The 19,089-nt window shown below is 37.3% G+C and carries 17 protein-coding genes and 2 pseudogenes; 10 read left to right on the top strand and 9 right to left on the bottom strand.

The genetic code is table 11. The features are described 5' to 3' along the window. The first annotated feature begins 30 nt into the window (after nt 1-30). On the top strand, nt 31-750 hold the full coding sequence (locus G3O09_RS20195; RefSeq protein ID WP_163103246.1) for a VCBS repeat-containing protein: 720 nt from the start codon (nt 31-33) through the stop codon (nt 748-750). 61 nt (nt 751-811) lie between these two features. Here the strand turns inward: G3O09_RS20195 and G3O09_RS20190 are convergent, their stop codons facing one another. From G3O09_RS20190 to G3O09_RS20180, 3 genes are all read right to left on the bottom strand, one after another. Next, the gene (locus G3O09_RS20190; RefSeq protein WP_163103245.1) at nt 812-2,158 is read right to left on the bottom strand and encodes a GntP family permease; all 1,347 of its coding nucleotides are present in this window, start codon (nt 2,156-2,158) and stop codon (nt 812-814) included. Between the two features lie 121 nt (nt 2,159-2,279). Next, a complete protein-coding gene (gntK, locus tag G3O09_RS20185; protein ID WP_163103244.1) occupies nt 2,280-3,815 on the bottom strand; it encodes a gluconokinase in 1,536 nt (511 codons plus the stop codon). After that, nucleotides 3,808-4,539 (bottom strand): GntR family transcriptional regulator, encoded by a 732-nt coding sequence (locus G3O09_RS20180; RefSeq protein WP_163103243.1) that lies wholly within the window; start codon nt 4,537-4,539, stop codon nt 3,808-3,810. Before G3O09_RS20180 ends, gntK begins: the two co-directional genes overlap by 8 nt. Nucleotides 4,540-4,841: 302 nt before the next feature. On the opposite strand from G3O09_RS20180, the gene G3O09_RS20175 reads away from it, so the two are divergent. Then, on the top strand, nt 4,842-6,311 hold the full coding sequence (locus tag G3O09_RS20175; RefSeq protein ID WP_163103242.1) for a protein adenylyltransferase SelO: 1,470 nt from the start codon (nt 4,842-4,844) through the stop codon (nt 6,309-6,311). 113 nt (nt 6,312-6,424) lie between these two features. Further along, nucleotides 6,425-6,556: pseudogene (locus G3O09_RS20170) on the top strand (SDR family oxidoreductase); the annotation flags it as partial. Nucleotides 6,557-6,663: 107 nt separating this feature from the next. On the opposite strand, the gene G3O09_RS20165 reads toward G3O09_RS20170, so the two are convergent. From G3O09_RS20165 to G3O09_RS20150, 4 genes and pseudogenes are all read right to left on the bottom strand, one after another. Continuing rightward, nucleotides 6,664-7,914 carry an MDR family MFS transporter gene (locus G3O09_RS20165; RefSeq protein ID WP_205439694.1) on the bottom strand — a complete coding sequence of 417 codons (1,251 nt, stop codon included), beginning with the start codon at nt 7,912-7,914 and terminating at the stop codon, nt 6,664-6,666. A gap of 529 nt (nt 7,915-8,443) precedes the next feature. Then, entirely contained in the window at nt 8,444-9,409 is a 966-nt protein-coding gene (locus G3O09_RS22625) for an excalibur calcium-binding domain-containing protein (RefSeq protein ID WP_240338509.1), read from the bottom strand. 284 nt (nt 9,410-9,693) lie between these two features. Next, nucleotides 9,694-9,939 (bottom strand): hypothetical protein, encoded by a 246-nt coding sequence (locus G3O09_RS20155; RefSeq protein ID WP_163103240.1) that lies wholly within the window; start codon nt 9,937-9,939, stop codon nt 9,694-9,696. A 523-nt stretch (nt 9,940-10,462) separates the two neighbouring features. Then, nucleotides 10,463-11,622: pseudogene (locus tag G3O09_RS20150) on the bottom strand (IS3 family transposase). A gap of 115 nt (nt 11,623-11,737) precedes the next feature. On the opposite strand from G3O09_RS20150, the gene G3O09_RS23025 reads away from it, so the two are divergent. From G3O09_RS23025 to G3O09_RS20125, 5 genes are all read left to right on the top strand, one after another. Next, on the top strand, nt 11,738-12,151 hold the full coding sequence (locus G3O09_RS23025; protein ID WP_420850364.1) for a CBO0543 family protein: 414 nt from the start codon (nt 11,738-11,740) through the stop codon (nt 12,149-12,151). Nucleotides 12,152-12,342: 191 nt separating this feature from the next. Continuing rightward, on the top strand, nt 12,343-12,786 hold the full coding sequence (locus tag G3O09_RS20140) for a carboxymuconolactone decarboxylase family protein (protein WP_163103238.1): 444 nt from the start codon (nt 12,343-12,345) through the stop codon (nt 12,784-12,786). Nucleotides 12,787-13,263: 477 nt separating this feature from the next. Then, nucleotides 13,264-13,587, top strand: coding sequence for an ArsR/SmtB family transcription factor (locus G3O09_RS22620; protein WP_163103237.1), 324 nt, complete (start codon nt 13,264-13,266; stop codon nt 13,585-13,587). 3 nt (nt 13,588-13,590) lie between these two features. After that, nucleotides 13,591-13,980 (top strand): SRPBCC family protein, encoded by a 390-nt coding sequence (locus tag G3O09_RS22615; protein ID WP_240338508.1) that lies wholly within the window; start codon nt 13,591-13,593, stop codon nt 13,978-13,980. Nucleotides 13,981-14,118: 138 nt separating this feature from the next. Beyond that, a complete protein-coding gene (locus tag G3O09_RS20125; protein ID WP_163103236.1) occupies nt 14,119-14,583 on the top strand; it encodes a phage tail protein in 465 nt (154 codons plus the stop codon). 264 nt (nt 14,584-14,847) lie between these two features. On the opposite strand, the gene G3O09_RS20120 is transcribed toward G3O09_RS20125, so the two are convergent. Next, on the bottom strand, nt 14,848-15,648 hold the full coding sequence (locus tag G3O09_RS20120) for a polysaccharide deacetylase family protein (RefSeq protein WP_163103235.1): 801 nt from the start codon (nt 15,646-15,648) through the stop codon (nt 14,848-14,850). 283 nt (nt 15,649-15,931) lie between these two features. Beyond that, a complete protein-coding gene (locus G3O09_RS20115; RefSeq protein ID WP_240338507.1) occupies nt 15,932-17,287 on the bottom strand; it encodes an aminotransferase-like domain-containing protein in 1,356 nt (451 codons plus the stop codon). A 143-nt stretch (nt 17,288-17,430) separates the two neighbouring features. Between G3O09_RS20115 and blaOXA the strand changes: the two genes are divergently transcribed. Together blaOXA and G3O09_RS20105 are read left to right on the top strand one after the other, a co-directional pair. Then, nucleotides 17,431-18,219 carry a class D beta-lactamase gene (gene blaOXA, locus G3O09_RS20110; RefSeq protein WP_163103234.1) on the top strand — a complete coding sequence of 263 codons (789 nt, stop codon included), beginning with the start codon at nt 17,431-17,433 and terminating at the stop codon, nt 18,217-18,219. Nucleotides 18,220-18,396: 177 nt separating this feature from the next. Beyond that, the gene (locus tag G3O09_RS20105) at nt 18,397-18,708 is read left to right on the top strand and encodes a hypothetical protein (protein WP_163103233.1); all 312 of its coding nucleotides are present in this window, start codon (nt 18,397-18,399) and stop codon (nt 18,706-18,708) included. Nucleotides 18,709-19,089 lie beyond the last annotated feature (381 nt).

Genomic DNA, 19,089 nt, shown 5'->3' with positions numbered 1-19,089 from the left:
TTATTATTGGTATCACGAAAGGAGAATGTCATGTTTAATTACTATCCAAGGTCTACAGTGTTTCAGGAGAGTATGGTTTCGGTTGTCCAGGGAGATGTAACCGGTGATAGGGTAGCTGATATTGTTTTTTTAACTGGAATGAAGACTCCAAATAGTCCTTTCACCCAAAATATTACCCTCCATGTACAGGATGGAGGAACAGGTGTGATCAATAGTATCCCTCTCCGTGAAAATACAGGTTATAACCCTACACTACTCTTAGGGGATTTTACGGGGAATGGAGTAGATGAAATTTTAGTAAGCATCGCTACAGGGGGAAGCGGGGGAATTATGTACCATTATATTTTTTCCTTCTTAGATAATTCAGCACAATTATTGTTTGATTTTAATGTATATAATGAACAATACCAATACGATGTGCATTATCAAGACAATTATAAGGTAGAAGTTGTCAGCAGGATAAATGATACAAAATACATTATTGATATTTCTACACGAGATGTTGAGTATTTAAATGAAATTTATGATACAAACGGCAAGCTGAAAAGTCCTATAACCGGCTTTGTGAATCCATTAAGTGGACTATACCCAGTAGATTTTGATTCAAACAATGTGTATGAGCTATTAGCATATCAAAAAATTGCTGGCAGATATAATGCAGATTCACTAGGTTACGTGATGAACACGTTAGGATGGAAGGAAAATAGGTTTGATTTGCAAAATCAGAATGTAGCCATATGGGGATCTTAGGTTCCTAACAAAAAAGGTCAATCCCCCATATGTAATGGGGATTGACCTTTTTTAGTAAGAATTAAACGAATAGGCTCAGTAATAGAATAAATCCTAAACCAGCTACAGAAATGATCGTTTCAAGCAATGTCCAAGTTGCGAAGGTTTCCTTCATGCTTAAACCAAAGTACTCTTTGAACATCCAGAAGCCTGCATCATTTACATGGGAAGCTATCAAACTACCAGCTCCAGTTGCAAGTACAACTAGTGCAAGGTTCACGTCGGATTGTCCTAGCATCGGAATAACTAATCCAGCAGTTGTTAACGCTGAAACCGTAGCGGAACCTAAGGAAATACGTAAAATTGCTGCGATGATCCAAGCCAATAAGATAGGGGATAGGGAGGTACCTTTGAATAATTCAGCTACATAGTCACCTACACCGCCATTGATAAGAACCTGCTTGAAGGCACCTCCTCCACCAATGATTAGAAGCATCATACCAATATGAGTGATGGCAGTTGTACAAGATTCCATGACCGTTTTGATAGGGATATTTCTAGCCAATCCCATCGTGTAAATAGCAACTAATAATGAAATGACCATGGAGATTGATGCGTCACCAATAAAACGGATAATTTCAAGAGTACGGTTATCTTCAATACCCATAGTTTGTTGAACCAATGTGATGATTGTAGCGATAGACATTAAAATAACAGGTAGCATAGCAGTGAAAACACTGATTCCAAAACCAGGTGTGTCTTCGATTTTAAATACCTTTTGTTCCCCTAAAGAAGCGATGTTACCAGTTTTCTTGAATGATTCGGGAACTATCTTTTTAGCAAACTTTGAGAATAGAGGACCAGCTAATAAAACTGTAGGAATCGCAATGATAAAGCCGTAAAGCAATACTTCACCAAGATTTGCTCCATATTCACCAGCAATAACTGTAGGACCTGGATGTGGTGGCAGGAAGCCGTGTGTTACGGATAACGCTGCTGCCATCGGTATTCCAAGGAATAAAATAGAAACCTTTAATTCTTTCGAAATCGCGAATACGATTGGAATCAATAAAACTAATCCTACTTCAAAGAATAAAGCAACGCCAATGATGAATGCAGAAACAACTACAGCCCACTGGATATTTTTTTCACCAAATTTATTTACTAGAGTCATAGCGATACGTTGAGCGCCACCGGAATCTGCGATGAGTTTACCAAGCATCGCACCAAGACCGAATATCAACGCTAAGTGTCCTAGTGTTCCACCTAAACCAGCTTCGATCGTTTTAACAATTTCCCCTAATGGCATACCAAGTGCCAAAGCAACACCAAACGAAACAATGATCAATGAAATGAACGTGTTTAACTTGAAGCCCATGATTAGTATAAGTAACGCTAGAATACCAATTGCAACTATAACTAAAGGCATTGTAATCCCCCTAAACATAAAATATTTTTATTTGTCCGCATATAAACGGTGTAACACCCTTGTTCGTATTTAGCTCCTTGATTGGAACGGACTAGTGGGGGAGTAGTTCATCCCCATAAAATTACTTAATCAAGCTTCTTTGATAATTGGCAATTCGTGAATAATCCTCTTCTAATGCTCTAGATAAGCTAATGAAGATTGGCACCAATTGTCTATACTCCTTAGCGGCGTCCTCACTAGGCGAGTGCTTGTGAGTGCTGCCGATCATTTCTGAAACAACCTCGAAGGAATCAATTTTTCCCGTGGCATATAGGCCTAATATACATGCACCCAAGCAAGAGCTTTCGTAGCTCTCAGGAACCACGACCTCCAAATTGAAGATATCTGACATCATTTGACGCCATACCTCCGATCTTGCGAAGCCACCAGTGGCTTGAATACGGGTCACAGGGCCTTCCATAGCTTCAACCAGTGCTAGGAATACGGTATATAAGTTGAAAATGACACCTTCAAGCGCAGCACGAATCATATGTTCTTTCTTATGAGACATTGTCAAGCCGAAAAATGAACCTCGTACATCAGGATTCCATAATGGAGCACGCTCTCCGGCTAGGTAAGGATGGAACAGTAATCCCTCAGCGCCTGGTTTTACGAGTTCAGCAATCTTGGTTAACACATCGTAAGGATCAATGCCTAATCTTTTAGCAGTTTCCACCTCTGAAGCCGCAAATTCATCCCTGATCCAGCGAAGAACCATCCCGCCATTATTGACAGGGCCACCAATGACCCAATGTTTTTCGGTCAATGCGTAGCAAAAGATTCGTCCTTTTTCGTCTGTTTGTGGCCGGTCAATGATGGTTCGAATGGCACCACTCGTCCCAATCGTGACTGCAATTTCTCCTTTTCCAATCGCATTCACACCTAGATTCGAAAGGACGCCATCACTTGCACCAATGACAAAAGGAGTTTGTGGGTCGATCCCAATCTGTCTAGCAATTTCAGGATTACAGTTTTTGAAAATCTCTGTTGTAGGGACAAGCTCAGATAATTGGTCTCTTGTAATGCCTGCGATCGCTAAGGCTTCCTCATCCCAATCCAAGTTTTTAAGATTCATCATCCCCATGGCAGAGGCGAGGGAATGGTCGACAACGTATTGATCAAAGAACTTTTTAAAAATATATTCTTTAATACCTATATATTTTTTCGCTTTCGAAGCGATTTCAGCTCGTTCATTTACAATCCATGTGATTTTGCTTAATGGTGACATCGGATGGATCGGTGTTCCTGTTCGTTTGTACACTTCATGGCCATTTAGCTGGTCTTTGATTTTATGTGTCCAAGCTTCACTCCGATTGTCGGCCCAGGTGATACATGGGGTCAAAGGGCGATCATGTTCATCCATAGCTATGACACTGTGCATCGCACTGCTGAAGGAGATAAACGAAACCTTATCTGGAGTTTGGTGTTTCATGATTTTTGTAATAGCAGTGATCACTGCGTTATAAATCTCTTCAGGGTCCTGTTCAGCTGTTGATATATCTGGTGTGTAAAGAGGGTAGCCAATATTCTCTTGTTGGATGACTTTACCTTGCTCACTGAATAATACAGCTTTGGTGCTTGTCGTACCGATGTCTACCCCTAACATATAGCTAGTCACTTTCTTTCTCCACTCCCTTGGAAAGCATTTGTTGTGACATCCAAAGGTCATCTACTTTACCTTGAACATCATCAAAATTTTGATGTAAAGATTGAATCATGAGGTCTCTATTCTTGGTTTTGATGGCTTCAATATAAAGCTCGTGATTATCAATAATTCGTTGGAAATCTTCGTACTTTTCCTCGAACCGCAACCGCATTGACAAAAGGATAAATGCTTCCATGACTGGCTTTGCATTATTCCAAATCATCATGATGTAAGAATGATTGATGGCTTGAATGATGGTTTCATGGAATAGGACATCCTGATAGGAAAAATCATCGGCATCTTTATATTTGATGGCTATTTTCATCATTTCGAGAATCTTACTTAGTTCTCGAACCAACTCCGTCGTGTCCACCTTTACAAGCCGTTCAAACACAAACGTTTCGATGAGTAAACGTACATCATAAATTTCTTCAATTTCCTTCTCAGTTAAGCCAATGACAACTGCACCCATTCGTTCTAATCGAATCATATTCTCTGAAGCCAGAACCTTTAATGCCTCGCGAATGGGGGAGCGACTCACATTAAAATCTGCGGCTAGCTTATTTTCTGAAAGGATGGTACCGCTTTCAATTAACCCGGAAATAATACGCATTCTAAGCTCACTAGTTACACGATCACCTGTAGAAGCCTTGGACAGCCATTTTTGTGGATATAAAAACTCTTTTATTTCCGTCATGCATTCACCTCATGTTAATTCAAGTATACTTGTATACAAGTATTATAAAACAGAATATTATAATTGCAAGCGTTTTCTATTAAGTAAATCCTTAGGGTTGATTCCCGTTCCGTGGTAGATTACTGTTAGAAAAATATTTCCAGGGCTTCATCTTTGTGATGTTAGGGTATGTTAAATTGATATTAGTTAGACACTAAATAGAGATTAGGGATAGGAAGTTGCTAACAAAAAATATCATTAACCTTTTATATGTAAAAGTAAAAACTAAGATACATAAGGTCGAAAGAAGGGAAGGAGATACGATGACAAAAGAAAAATTTGAAGCTGGTTGGAACTTTGATAATAGCTACAGTCGTTTACCGGAAAGACTGTTTACCATCCAAAACCCTACTCCTGTACGGGAACCGAAATTGGCCTTTTTCAATGTATCATTGGCAAAATCTCTTGGGTTGAACGCCGAGGCCTTGCAAAGTGTAGAGGGTGTGGCGGTGTTTGCTGGCAATGAGATTCCGGAAGGGGCTTCACCACTGGCTCAAGCTTACGCTGGACATCAATTCGGGCATTTCAACATGTTAGGGGACGGCCGTGCAATCCTACTGGGGGAGCAGATCACAGCTTCTGGAAAACGATTTGATATTCAGTTAAAAGGTCCAGGTCGAACGCCATACTCCCGTGGGGGTGATGGCAGAGCAGCTCTGGGACCAATGCTGCGAGAATACATCATTAGCGAAGCCATGCACGCGCTAGGCATACCTACTACCCGTAGTTTAGCCGTGTTGACAACCGGTGAGACCATATACCGTGAAACGAAACTACCCGGTGCCATCCTGACACGTGTGGCTGACAGCCATCTGCGAGTAGGTACATTTCAATATGTAGCACAATGGGGAACAGTTGAGGAACTCCGAATCTTGGCGGACTATACATTGAAGCGACATTATCCAGAGGTTGAAGCTAATGAGGATCGTTATATTTCTCTGCTTGAGGAAGTGATTGAACGCCAGGCTGCACTAATTACCCAATGGCAGCTGGTTGGCTTCATACACGGTGTGATGAACACCGACAACATGACCATTAGTGGAGAAACGATTGATTATGGTCCTTGTGCATTCATGGATGCATATGATCCTGCTACAGTATTCAGTTCCATAGACCGCCAAGGCCGCTATGCGTATGGAAATCAACCTTATATAGCCGTTTGGAACTTGGCACGATTTGCTGAAGCATTATTGCCGTTGCTACATGATGAGCAGGAACATGCTGTCAAACTTGCTGAGGATGCACTAGCGAAATTTACTGGACTGTTTCAGAGTCATTGGCTTGCTGGAATGAGAGCCAAACTAGGGTTATTTAATGAAGAGGAGCAGGATGAAACCCTAATAAAAGATCTGCTTGATATGATGCAGGAACATAAAGCAGACTATACCAATACGTTCCGAGCCTTAACTTTTGGCAAGGGTGAGGAAGAAGAACTTTTCAATTCTACAGAATTTACTCAATGGCATGTGAAATGGCAGGAGAGATTAGGGAGGCAGGAGGAATCGAAAGAATCCTCCAAAGAGTTGATGCAAATGAGAAATCCGGCAGTAATTCCTCGGAACCACAGAGTTGAAGAAGCATTGGAAGCGGCAGTGGAAAAAGGGGACTACAGCGTAATGGAGAAGCTGCTTGCTGTACTTGCAAATCCTTTCGCACACACACCTAATTATGAAGAATACTGCACACTGCCTGGGCCATCAGATCGTCCATATCGAACTTTTTGTGGGACGTGATATAATCTAGCTTTGAACGATTTAAGCGTAAATTTCCCAAAACACAAAATCAATCCAGAATTACATGCTAGTTATCAATCATATGCCATTTGGGAATGGGACGCATTCAACCGGGATTGGGATTAAATCCACGTGTCGATAAACCAGAAGACGTTGCAAACATAGCTCTATTTCTTGCTTCTGATGAATCTAGTTTTGTAAATGGAACAGTTATTACTGGGGATGCGGGTTGGACAGCTTATTAATTCGTTAATTTTCCAATCAACATTTAAAGCCGACAAGATTTTATCTTGTCGGCTTTTTGCTTTTTTTTGCTATCACCACAGAGCTTTTTTATGAAATCAGGAATCCATCAATTTGCAGCTTCAGGCTGTTCCACATAGATTCTAAATAACTGAATGTATAACACGATGCTGATCAATGCAAACAACAAAATGATACTGAATATTCCCATAGGTGGAATCCAACTAGACAGGAAAACTGTCATTGGTGCCAAGAATTTTCCAATCGTATTCTGCAAGCTATCGGCTGCAAGGTACTGTCCTCTTGATTGCTCTGGGGCATAATGGCTGATGAAGCTCTGTGTAACCGGAGACCGTACAATCTCACCAAAAGTGAAAATGATCGTAACGAAAAACAAGAACCATATATTGGTGTTCATTCCAACGAAGAATGTGCCTATACCAGACAATAATGATGACAGAATGAATACATTGCGCTCTTTCCAATTGTGGAACCATTTCGTAACAGGAAGAATAAATAGGACAAACAATAGACCATTAAACCCCAATAGCCAACCAAATATCTCCTTGCTGGATAGCATAATCGAATCACCATTCCAAGTGAATAGAGCTTGTGGAGGAACTTCATTAATAACGAATACGGGCAAAAATAAATCCAGTTGCATGATGGGTATCAGAGCAAAGATGCCTGCCGAAATATAAATCAGGAACACCTTATCGCGAAAAATAATGCCATATCCCTTCCACTGTTCCTTGAATACACGTGTAACGGAAGGTGAAACCTCCGGGCTTTTTACCGAATGTGGCAATGTTTCATGAACGATGAAATAAATGGCGATGAAATATAGCAGCAAGACGAATGTACAAGTCCACAACAGTTCTTGCCGGTAATGGAAGAAGAAAATAGCTCCAAGTGCTGGCCCGAGCACAGCACCTATATTATTGGCAGTCATAAATGTTGCGAATACATGGCGACGGTCTTTTGCTGGAACCAAGTCAGCAACCATAGCAGTGCTAGCAGGCCTATAGAGGGCACCCCCCAGCCCAATCCCGATAAAAGCGATGTAATCTATCCAATGGGAAGGTGACAACGCAAACATTGCAAACATCACCGTCTGAATAGAAGCACCCAGAAGCATTACAGGACGCCGGCCCAATCTGTCGGCCAATGCTCCACCGAACAGACTCCCAATCATACTGAATATCGGAGGGACAGTCATCATTAAACCTGCAATATGATTGCCTAATGCCTCACCAAAATATACAGTGATAAATGGAAAGTACATCCAAAAAAGCATATTAAACAACGCTTCTCCGAATAAACGAACTTTCAAATTGTTATTCCAAAAACGAATTTGCACAAAATCATCCTCTTTCCATTCATGCTAAGCTTGAAAATATATACTAAGCGAGCTTCCCGGCCGGGTATCTAAACTATAGATCATTTTCTTGAAAACAAATAGACTTATAATTATGAATCGTTTATACTAATAATATGAAGGTTGAGTATACCCGTTTTTATTTAAACTGTCCCATAAAACGAACGTTTGTTCTATAATAATTAAGACGCTCCCAATGGAAGCGTCTTTTTTGTGCAGAAAGCTTGCTTTTAGGGCTTCAGCTAAATTCGACTGTTAAGCTGGTTACAAGTTAATATCATTTCTCTAAATAGCAATTTCATAAGTACAAATAGCGGACCTATGTTGTAAGGGGAATGGGTCATCATAATATTAGTAGCAAAAAAGCTCACCATTTACGGTAAGCTTTTGATTTTTTATGCCCAATTATTATATCAAACTGACTTTCTAATGAGTGTGATGAACCTGGAATCGGAACCGTTAACCCCGATTTTTGTTTTCAAAGTTTATTATAAATGAGAGGTTGTACCCCTTAATCATCACAAGCCTTTCCATCACCGTCACGGTCAAGTCTGTGATCGCCAAAACCTTCTGCTTTAGAAGCTTTCATGAAGGCTGTTGCTTCTCCTTCATGGCTAAAGTCGCTACAATCTCGATCCACAGAATAGTTGACAGGAGGGGCTTTAGGCTTTTGCTGCTGCTCTTTTCTCTCTTCAGCCTTTCTCTTGGCTTCTTGGGCTGCTCTTTCACGTTCCATTTGTGCTTGTAGCTTTGCTTCTTCTATTTTTCTAGCTTCAGCTTCGGTCTTTTTCTTTGCTTCTTCCTCAGCTAGTCTCTTTTTCTCAGCAGCTTCTTCCATGGCTTTTTTCTTTTTCTCTTCTGCTTCTCGTTTGAGACGCTCTTGTTCTTCTCGAGCCTCTTTTTCATTTTCCTCTTGTATCTTTTTAACGACTTCTATTTTTTCCAGCTCATCTTGTTTCTTCGTATAGTCAAGCATGTCGTGGTACACGCAGACTCCCACAGATACTAGGAAATAAATAACTACAATTAAGAATAACGCAGGATAATTTTTCAGAGGCTCCTTATTCTTTATTTTTTTACGGACGTTGAATAGTAAATAAAGAATAATAATGAGTAAGGCCAATAGATGCAATAGGTTCGATAGAATACAGTGCCTTATAAACGTGATGAACACCCATATGGTTACGAGAGCCTGGTATATATCCTTAACATGTTCAATGAAACAGAGACCAATAGAAGGTAACATAAACATAAGTAAAAGTAAGATTACCGTATTTGTTCTGATCTTTGCTATACGATCACTTTGCTTTGAACGCCACCATAAAGTTAAGAAAATCAAAGCCACTAGTAAAATCATCCACCATGTAGTCACGATGCAGGTAATGATCAATGAAAATAAAACGATTAATATAATGGTAGCTAGAATCAATAATATGGTACTTGCTAAAGTTCTAGTTTTAGAAAACGCTTCCTTCAATTTAAATCCACCTTATGTAAATTTTTAGTCCATATATTAGTATAGTGGTGAAATATTAAATCACAATCGAAACTAATTGGTAATTTCAGGTCATGGAGTAAAACAATATTCCTGCAAGAATCAGAATAGTGTTTATACTGAATCTGTAATTGGAATAATTCTTCCTTTTTTCTATTTTTGATATTCGAATATCTAAGAAATATGTCTCTTAGATTAATAGGTTTATCTATAAACCCAAATACTGAAATGAAACATAAACTAGAACAAAAAAAGCCTAGCATTAGCTAGACTTCATAGATGTCGGGTGAATGTTTGAAAGTTTTTACAAATTCAACCAAACAAATTTCACAAATATCAAATTTCCATTTTTGTTCATCATACATTGAGCCATATGCAAAAACTATGTTAAATGTATGATACTCGTTTTCTTCAAGACCATATTCTGTTATTTTTTCCCTCTTACCACATTTGTTACATGTAATGGCTGTAGGGATTTTTTTCGTAACTTTAATTTCTTGATATTCTTTCATAATCTCATTCTCCCAATTAAGATTTGATATGTACCATCTTCATTCTTTAATATTACTAAATTATTCACTGAATCACATCTTTTGCAATATTAAACGTCACGAAAGTCATGAGAAGTGAAAAAAGCCAAAGAAGTGCATCAACAACTTATTTTTAATACCGAGTGATATATTTGAAGATAGGAGTGTAATAAAAGTAGCTTTTTTTTCTACAGGGGAATGTTAATCGAAGAGGGGATAATGTCTTTCATGCAGACTTGTATTTACCATTTGCATTATTAGGGCAGCTTTTCTTGTTTCACAATCGGAGCATGTTAGCTAAATAAAATATAGGTAAGAATAAGAATACGGTGAATTATTTTTAACCTAATTAGGAGAAATAGATGATTTATGATACTACGTCAAGAATACGGACACAGGAAATTGATTATTATTTTCTTTTTCTCTACCGCGCATACGCTTGGTCCCCTCGCGAATTAATTCATTCCTTTGGAGATGAATTAATTCGCGAGGTTAATACTTAAAATCAAGATATTTTCCATTGTTCAAAGTATCGTTTTTCAAAGACATTAGGTGAAAGAAATTGGAGTGTTGAATGCAATCTCTTAGAGTTGTAAAAACAGATAATGTATTCAAAGATACTCTGTTTTGCTTCTTCTCTCGTTCTATATTGATTTTGATAAACCAGTTCCTTTTTTATGGCGCTATGAAAGGATTCTATACAAGCATTATCGTAACAGTTACCCTTACGACTCATACTTACTTTGATATGGGCTTTCTTTAACAATTCAATGTACTCATTAGATGCATACTGGCTACCGCGGTCAGAATGATGGATCAGTCCTTCTCTTGGTTTTTGAGCATTCATCGCACGTTGTAGGGCTATTATTACCAAATCCTTATTTAATCTATGACTTATGTGAAAACCAATGATCTTACGGGAGAATAAATCCATAACTGAAGCTAGATATACCCATCCCTGATTCGTCCAGATGTAGGTAATATCGGACACCCAAGCTTGTCCCGGAGCTTGAGTGGTGAAATTTTGTTTGAGTAAATTATCATAGATGGGGTAGGAGTGGGTAGAATTAGTCGTGACTTTGAATCTTTTCACCGTACAAGATTGAATCTCTTCTTCTTCCATAATTCGTTGTACCGTACGCCTGGAAGTGACAATTCCATCTTGTTTCAATTGTTCCGTGATTTTAGGACTCCCGTATCGCTCTTTTGACTCTTTAAAAACCCTTTTAACTTCCCTGGTTAACTCTAGTTTTCTTTTCTTTTGAGTACTGATCGGACGTTTTTTCCAATCGTAATACCCACTTGTAGAAACCCCTAGTACCTCGCACATTTTCACTACTTGGAACTCCGATTCATGTTCCTTAATAAATTGATATATTACTTGGGGCTTTTCGTGAAGATGTGCATAGCCTTTTTTAAGATGGCATTTTCCTCTTCTAAATCTTTGATACGTTTTGCCAGCTCTTTGTTGGACTGTAACTCAGGAGGAATATTGCCACTTCCTACAAATCCCTCATCTTTTTTATCCTTATAAGCTGCAACCCACTTAGACAACGTTGGATACGATATATTTAATTCTTTTGCTAAATCTCCAGGTTTTTTCCCTTCCTCTACAACTAATTTAGCAACTTGGATTTTGAACTCTTTATCATGATGTTTCCCCATTATAGACACGCCCTTTAATTGATGTATTGTAACCATTATAAATGATTTATCAATTTAACTTGTCCGCATTCTAGGCTAACATCATTATTTATTGATTTCCGTTTTTATTTTTAATATGGTAGCTTATTTTGTTCCCAAACACATTACTAAGCAGGAAATTTATTCTACAGCTTTATTTTCTTTAACATTAGGACTGCTCTCCGATATTACATTAGATCTAAAATACGATTTATATGGATACTTTGAAAAAGGTCTTCAATTAAAAGGCTTTTTAGCCATTGTGGGATTATTTCCTGCCTCGGGCATACTCTTTCTAAACTTTTATCCACAAAAAAAATCTTTATTACATAAAATATTTTATATCATTATTTGGACTGTTTTCTGTTTGCTTTACGAATGGACAGCAATAAAAAGTGGGTTCTTTTATCATAACGGTTGGAATTTCTGGTATTCTACTCTTTCATATCCTATTCTTTTATGGATACATATACTTCATTTGCTTTTTATCCGTTTCTTAAAATATAAATAATAATTTTATCTTTGGATTATTATTAACACAAAAAACAATACACATTATCATAATTCAAGTATCGATAAGCTTTTGTTCAAAATGAAAAGTGTCTTTCATTAAAGGGGCAGGTTGGATGAACAAGAATATTAAGAATCTGGTCGCATAAAAGTTAAGATAAGGTGATGATTTTTTTTAGGAGGTAATTAATATTGGAACAACGAATTAATTATTACAATGTAGCACCTGAAGCTCTTCAAATAATGATGGAAATGGAAAAGTATACGAAAACAACAGGTATAGACCGTAAACTTCGTGAACTTATAAAAATTCGGGCTTCACAAATAAATGGTTGTGGATATTGTATTAACATGCATACAGCTGATGCTAGAAAAATGGGTGAAACGGAACAACGTTTATATTGTATTAGTGCTTGGAGAGAGTGCACATTTTACACAGATGCAGAAAAAGTAGCTTTAGAGTTGACAGAGCACGTGTCATTAATCCCGACAAAGCGTGTTCCAGATGAGCTTTATCAACGAGTCCGTGAACATTATGATGAGAAACAATATGTAGACCTTGTTCTCATAATTAATCAAATTAACAGTTGGAATAGAATTTCTATTGCAATGGGAAATATGGCAACTGAAAGATAATATACAAACAGCTATGGTGTTCGTCTCAGATTTTAGACGAATCGCATCCAAATGAACTAATGTGATACCTTTTTCCACTTTATGCTTATGAAGAGCGAAAAACCCCCTTTTGTCTACAAAATGTCATTTCAGAACTTCCTGAAATTCACTAGCAGATAATCGCTTTCTTTCTAAATTACAAAAGAATAATTGTGAAATAATGTGCTTAAACTATCGGTGGCGGTGATCCAGAAGGATTACCGTCCTTTTTTTTGAAATAAGAAATAATCTTCTATTGTAGTAACGATGCAGGTTTGTAAACGGATTAAATAAGTTTGAAACTTAAACTATTGAATAATTAATATAGGAGGAACCTAAATATTTGATGATAGGAGAATAAACAAATACCATGATGTCAAAAATAAAATTGACAGGACACCAATTAGTGTCCTATAATAAAGACACCAATTGGTGTCCAATCAATAAGGAGGGGGGATATTGAACGAGAGAAATCAAGAGCGTGATGTTTATGTAGCCATCGCTGACCCAACAAGACGTAAATTGATACGCTTGTTGGCAGATGCAGAAGAGTTACCTCTTCACGAATTAACTGCTCAATTTCAAATGGGTCGTACTGCTGTTTCTAAACATTTGGCTATCCTTAAAGAAGCTGGTCTAGTTGCTGACCGTAAAATTGGTAGAGAAACAAGGTATCGACTAAATGCAGCTCCTCTACAGGAAATTAAAGATTGGGTTTCCTTTTACGAGAAATTTTGGATGGGAAATGTGGCACTTTTAAAAAAATTATTATCGGAGGAATAAATAATGGCAGATGTATCATTAGATTTTCAGTTTACAAGTCCAATCAATAAGGTGTGGAACGCATTAACAGATTCGGATACTCTTGCAAAATGGATAATGGAAAATAACTTTAAACCAATCGTAGGACATAAATGTCAATTCAAAAATGAGCAGTGGAATTTAATTGTAGATTGTGAAGTATTAGTAGTCGACGAGCCTTATAAGTTATCATACACATGGGTAGGTGGTCCGATAAACACTACAGTCACATGGACATTGAAGCAAGAGGATGGAACAACCTACTTACACCTTGAACAAACAGGATTCGAAAAAGAGGATCAAGCGTTCAATGGTGCGAAATATGGTTGGGCGAATATGGGTGAAGACCTTAAAAAAGTGTTAGAGGAAAAGTAAGACCAAACCTCTATATGTGCTTCTACATTTCACCAAAATTTGTATCGTCTAAATAAGCAAATTTGAAGAACGGCTTATTTTATGGTAAAATATGGATTATCGTTGTTGGGGAATAAAGAGAAAAAAGGTGGAATGTAAATGTCCTATATCGTTGATTTTAAAAATGTGTCTACTGTTGGTTTAGAGTCTTCACCAGTTGTAGAAGCGCTTGCTGGTTTACGTGCTAATGAAGCCCGTTACTTTATGAACAAATACAAGCATGAATTTACGGTTGTACCAGCTAGTGAAAGTCAGGAGAGTATTGATTATGTGAACCGAATTTTAAAAGAAGAACGTGATATTGAGTTTGCGGCCAAACCTTTAGAAACGTCGCGTTTTCAAGTAGAAGATATCAAATTTGCCTACGTCTTTTATGAGGATGGACTTGCGATCAATGTCATGTATACGGTTGATGGCCCTAAGAAGCGGGCCGTTGGTTTTAAGCTTTCTGAGGGGATGGAGGTACCAAAGGAGTTAGAAGGGAAGTTTAAGTTTGCAAGGCAGAAGTCTAAACTAGCTGGAACAATTCGGGGCTCGTATTTTGTAATTAAAGGTGAATATTAAAGGAAGCAAAAGCGCAAGTGGAGGAATTTAGCCATTGCGGTCTGTCTCATCTACGCTTGGATCATGCCTAGATACACCTACTACACCTTAAAAATTTTCACCTTATTGAATTTACGGTTGCGATTTTCAAAAATGAAGGTCGCTTTTTTTTTATTCCAATAACAAGATTGTGAAATATTGTACTTAATCCATCGGGGCAGGGTAGTTGAACAAGAAATTTGACTCATTAATGTAACATTAGACTAATTATGCTAAAAAATGCATTTAAAACATTAAATCAATGTGAGAAGTTTTTCCTTTCTTTGAAGGGTAGATTTCGAAAGATTCTGGAATTATTTGCGTCGAACGGTAGAGCAATTCAGATACAGTTACACATTTATACCCGTTCATGTCTAAAAAATCCAAAATGTTTTCTAATGCTTTAACAGTTGAACACGTTTGGGTATATTCACTTCCATGCCAATCATGAAATAGAATAATATTACCTGGCTTTACCCCTTTTTTTATATAACTGAACATTTGACTTGCTGGAGGATTTGCCCAATCACGAGAATCTTGATCCCATGACCATAATACGACCACTTTTCCATTTTTTAAAGCTGTATTAATAATAACATCATTATAAAACCCTCCTACGGGACGATAAAGAGACGGTTTAAAACCAGTGAATTTTCTAATAATTTTATCTGTTTCTTCTAATTCAGATGATAGTTTTGCGGATGATATATTCCCATAAATATGGTGGAAAGTATGATTGGCAATTTCATGTCCTTCCTTCACTTCTCTTTTTAAAAGATCTGGAAATCTGACTACTTTATTGCCAGCAACAAAAAAGGTAGCTTTAGCATCATATTTTGCCAATATATCAAGTATTTGTGGAGTGAAAACAGGATGAGGTCCATCGTCGAAAGTAAGGGCAACTAACTTTTCCTTTGTGTTTACTTCCCACATAACACGCCCTGTTTTTTCATATGCTTCTCGACTGTTAGTGGATGCATCCGCATTTATTTGAAAGGAGAATAAAGGAATCAATAAAAGAAAGGTAATGAACAAAATTTTTTCCATTGGATACAATCCTCCTTATGATGAATTTATTATTTGATATCTTTAGTAAAAATATTTATCGAAAACAGGTTATGAAATGTTTGTAGAATCTAGTTTCACAGTACGAAGAAAAGGTGTACTAAAAGAGAGCGGTGCTTGTGTAATCTGAGCTATAATTTTGGTAGATTTTCTTGTTTCTCTAACGGTAGGGGCAGTTTAATTGAAGAGAGGTTTTCCTTTATGGGGATACTTAATATAACTCTGCAATATTTTCAAAAAGCTAAAAGAGTCAGCAAGTGACTCTTCATTTATTAATTTTTCTGTTTAAAAGTTCTTGTATTCCTTCTCCTATCTTCTTTACACCTAAACCGATGAGTTGATCTTCAACCTGTGACACACTGATCCGAATTCGGTTTTCCTTTCGATATGGAGGGAGGAACATATACGTTGCATCCTGTACAAGCACATTCTTTTTTTTCAGATGTTCGACAAGATGCTTTGCTTTCATTTGTTCCGGCAATTTGATAGTTGAATAGAAACCGGATTCTCCTCCCGAAAATGATGTTCCTTCAGGAAGGTGTTCTAAATAGGCATGCTTTAAAATAATTCCCTTTTTTTTGTATTGTTTTCTTAATTTTTGAATGTGGGCGTTGTACATACCGCTTTTTAAATAGACTTCCAGAGCACCCTGGGTAAGAACTGGTGTATGAACATCAGCTGCAAATTTCGCTTTCGTAAAGACCTCGACCATCGCATCCGGAAGAACTGCAGCTCCAAGTCTTAAACCTGGAAGAAGCACCTTGGAAAAGCTTTTCGTATAGATGACCCTGCCAGAAGGATCATAAGCAAACATTGGATCAGCCTTACTCCGTGTGTCCAGATCCCCCATATAATCATCCTCTATGATGTACACGTCATATTTCTGTGCCAGCTGTACAATCCTCTTTTTTTCATCATTGGAATAGCTGTATCCGGTTGGATTTTGAAACCTAGAGACCGTGTAAAAAAATTTAATACTCATTGTTCGGAAAATATCCTCTAAATGCTCAAAATCAATCCCTTGTTCTGTAATCTCAATGCCCACGGCCTTTAACCCTCTTGATGTAATGGATTCAATAAAACTAAAATGTGTGGGCTGTTCCACACAGATTATCTCTTTTCCGTTTGGAAAGGGAAGAGAGACAAGGAGATCGAGAGCCTGCTGAGACCCAGATACCACTGCGATTCTTTCTGGAGGGGCAAAAACTTGGAGATTCTGAAGCTGCTTGGAAAGCTGCTGGCGAAGAGTGGCTAAACCGAGAGGCTCGGAATATTGAAACATTTCTTCCTTATAAAGCTCAATAGCTTGATTCATGCAGTGCTGATAATCACGGTATGGCATTTTGATGCGGTCTGGACCAGCAGATGAAAAATCAATCAAATTAGAAAATTTCTCATGAGGTAAGGAATTGCCCCCAACAAGAAAATAACCGCTCTTTGGAACAGTGTACACTTTGTGTTCTTTTTCTAGCTCTGCATAAGCTTTAACGATCGAATTTATGCTGCATTGAAGTTCTACTGATAGTGATCGGACTGATGGAAGTTTATCCCCGGGTAAAATGCGTCCTTCTACTATTCTCGTTTTGATTTCATTCATAATTTCTTCATATTTAGTCAGCAAAGTGTGTTCTCTCCTTTTTCATCTGTATGGGTACAGACGCGAAAAACGAAGCTTTCCATGATCTTTTTAATTGCTTATAGTATAGGGTATCAAAAGTGAATATGACATCATGAAATTTACCTATTAAAAAGGAGGAATTACTAATGAAGATGATAAGAGCAGCGGTATTTCTATTATTTTCTTTTATGCTTGTTTTTTCGGGATCAGGAGTGTCAAATGCCAATCAGCAATCAAAAGAATTAAAGATTCAAGAGCTTTTTAAGGGTAAAGAGGGCACGATGGTGCTTAAAAATCTAAAAACACAACAGACGTATTTGTACAATAAAGAAAGAAGCATGTTAAGACTTACTCCAGAATCGACTTTTAAAGTACCAAATGCATTAATTGGTTTGCAAACAAATGCAGTAAGAGATGAGTACGAGGTTAAACGCTGGGATGGGGTGGTAAGAGAATTTGAATCTTGGAATCGAGATCACTCACTGGCTTCTGCGATGAGAGAATCTGCTATTTGGTTTTATCAGGATATGGCAAGAGAAATCGGAGAAACAAGAATGCAAGAACACATTAATAAAATGGAGTATGGCAATCAAGATATATCAGGCGGAATTGATTTGTTTTGGCTGGATAGCTCAATGAAGATATCAGCTGTTGAACAAGTGGAGTTTATGGAAAAACTCGTACATGAAAATCTTCCATTTGAAGAGAAACATCAAAAAACAGTTAAAAGGATGATGATTCAGGACGATCAAGATAACTATACTTTGCACGGAAAAACAGGGACAAGATTATCAGATTTTGGACTGGGCTGGTATATAGGTTTTGTTGAGACAAAAAAGGATACATGGGTCTTTGCCGTGAATATAAATGGTGGTGGAAGTGAAGCTAAAAATATTGCCATTGAGACATTGATACAACAAAAAATTATTAAATAAAGAAAGAAATAAATCAGGAGAAATTAAAAAGTTACTAATCTTATAGAGTTAGTGGAATATGAAATAGATAGTTGAATAAATACAGTAGGTGATAACATTAAAGAATATATGTTTACAAAGACATTTGGGGTTATTGTGGGCATGTTGACCATCTTCGTCGGAATAGGATTTAGTATATTGTCTTTTATTGGAATGAGTCTTTCAAAAGCATTAAATACAGGATATGAACATTCCTCTTTTGATAAATCATCTATACTACTCCTTATCATCCTTTTAGTTATTGGTTGTATTACTATGATTGGAGCATTCAAGCTTAAAAACAAAACCTGGTCTATTTTTTTTATAGGATTTTGTATAGCACTTGGTATTGTGTTTATTGTAATCTTTTTGTTTTCTTTCGGGTCGCTAGGATATAAAAATGAACTATTTATTTTATGTGTTGGGATTATTTATTTAGGATTAGGTTATTTAGCAATAAGGAAAAAATAGAATCGAATTTTATAATAATTAGTCCAAAGAAATGGAAATTGTATTGGGAGTAGGAAGGAAATTCTTATGCATTTACAGAATATTACATATGTAAATTAAAAATAATCCTAGAATGGATGTTTAAGGGATTAGGTAGAAGTATTTACATATGTGCATTATGAAAAACCTACCAAATTCACAATGCCAGTTCAACTATTTGAAAAAATAACCAAAGCAATGAGTCAAGATTAACATCTTGTTTTAGTATTTTAACCGGGGCAATAGATTAAGATATGAGCTGTCATTTTGAACGTATACCCGTCAAGTAGACACTTTTAAAAGACTGCCGTTTACGCGGCATGAGTTCTATATTCAACAGGACTCATGCCGTGTTTATTTTGT

This window comes from Peribacillus alkalitolerans (genome assembly GCF_010882125.1).
GTDB lineage: Bacteria > Bacillota > Bacilli > Bacillales > DSM-1321 > Bacillus_BN > Bacillus_BN alkalitolerans.
The sequence above is the reverse complement of the archived record's forward strand: the minus strand, read 5'-3'. Positions and strand labels throughout refer to the sequence as shown.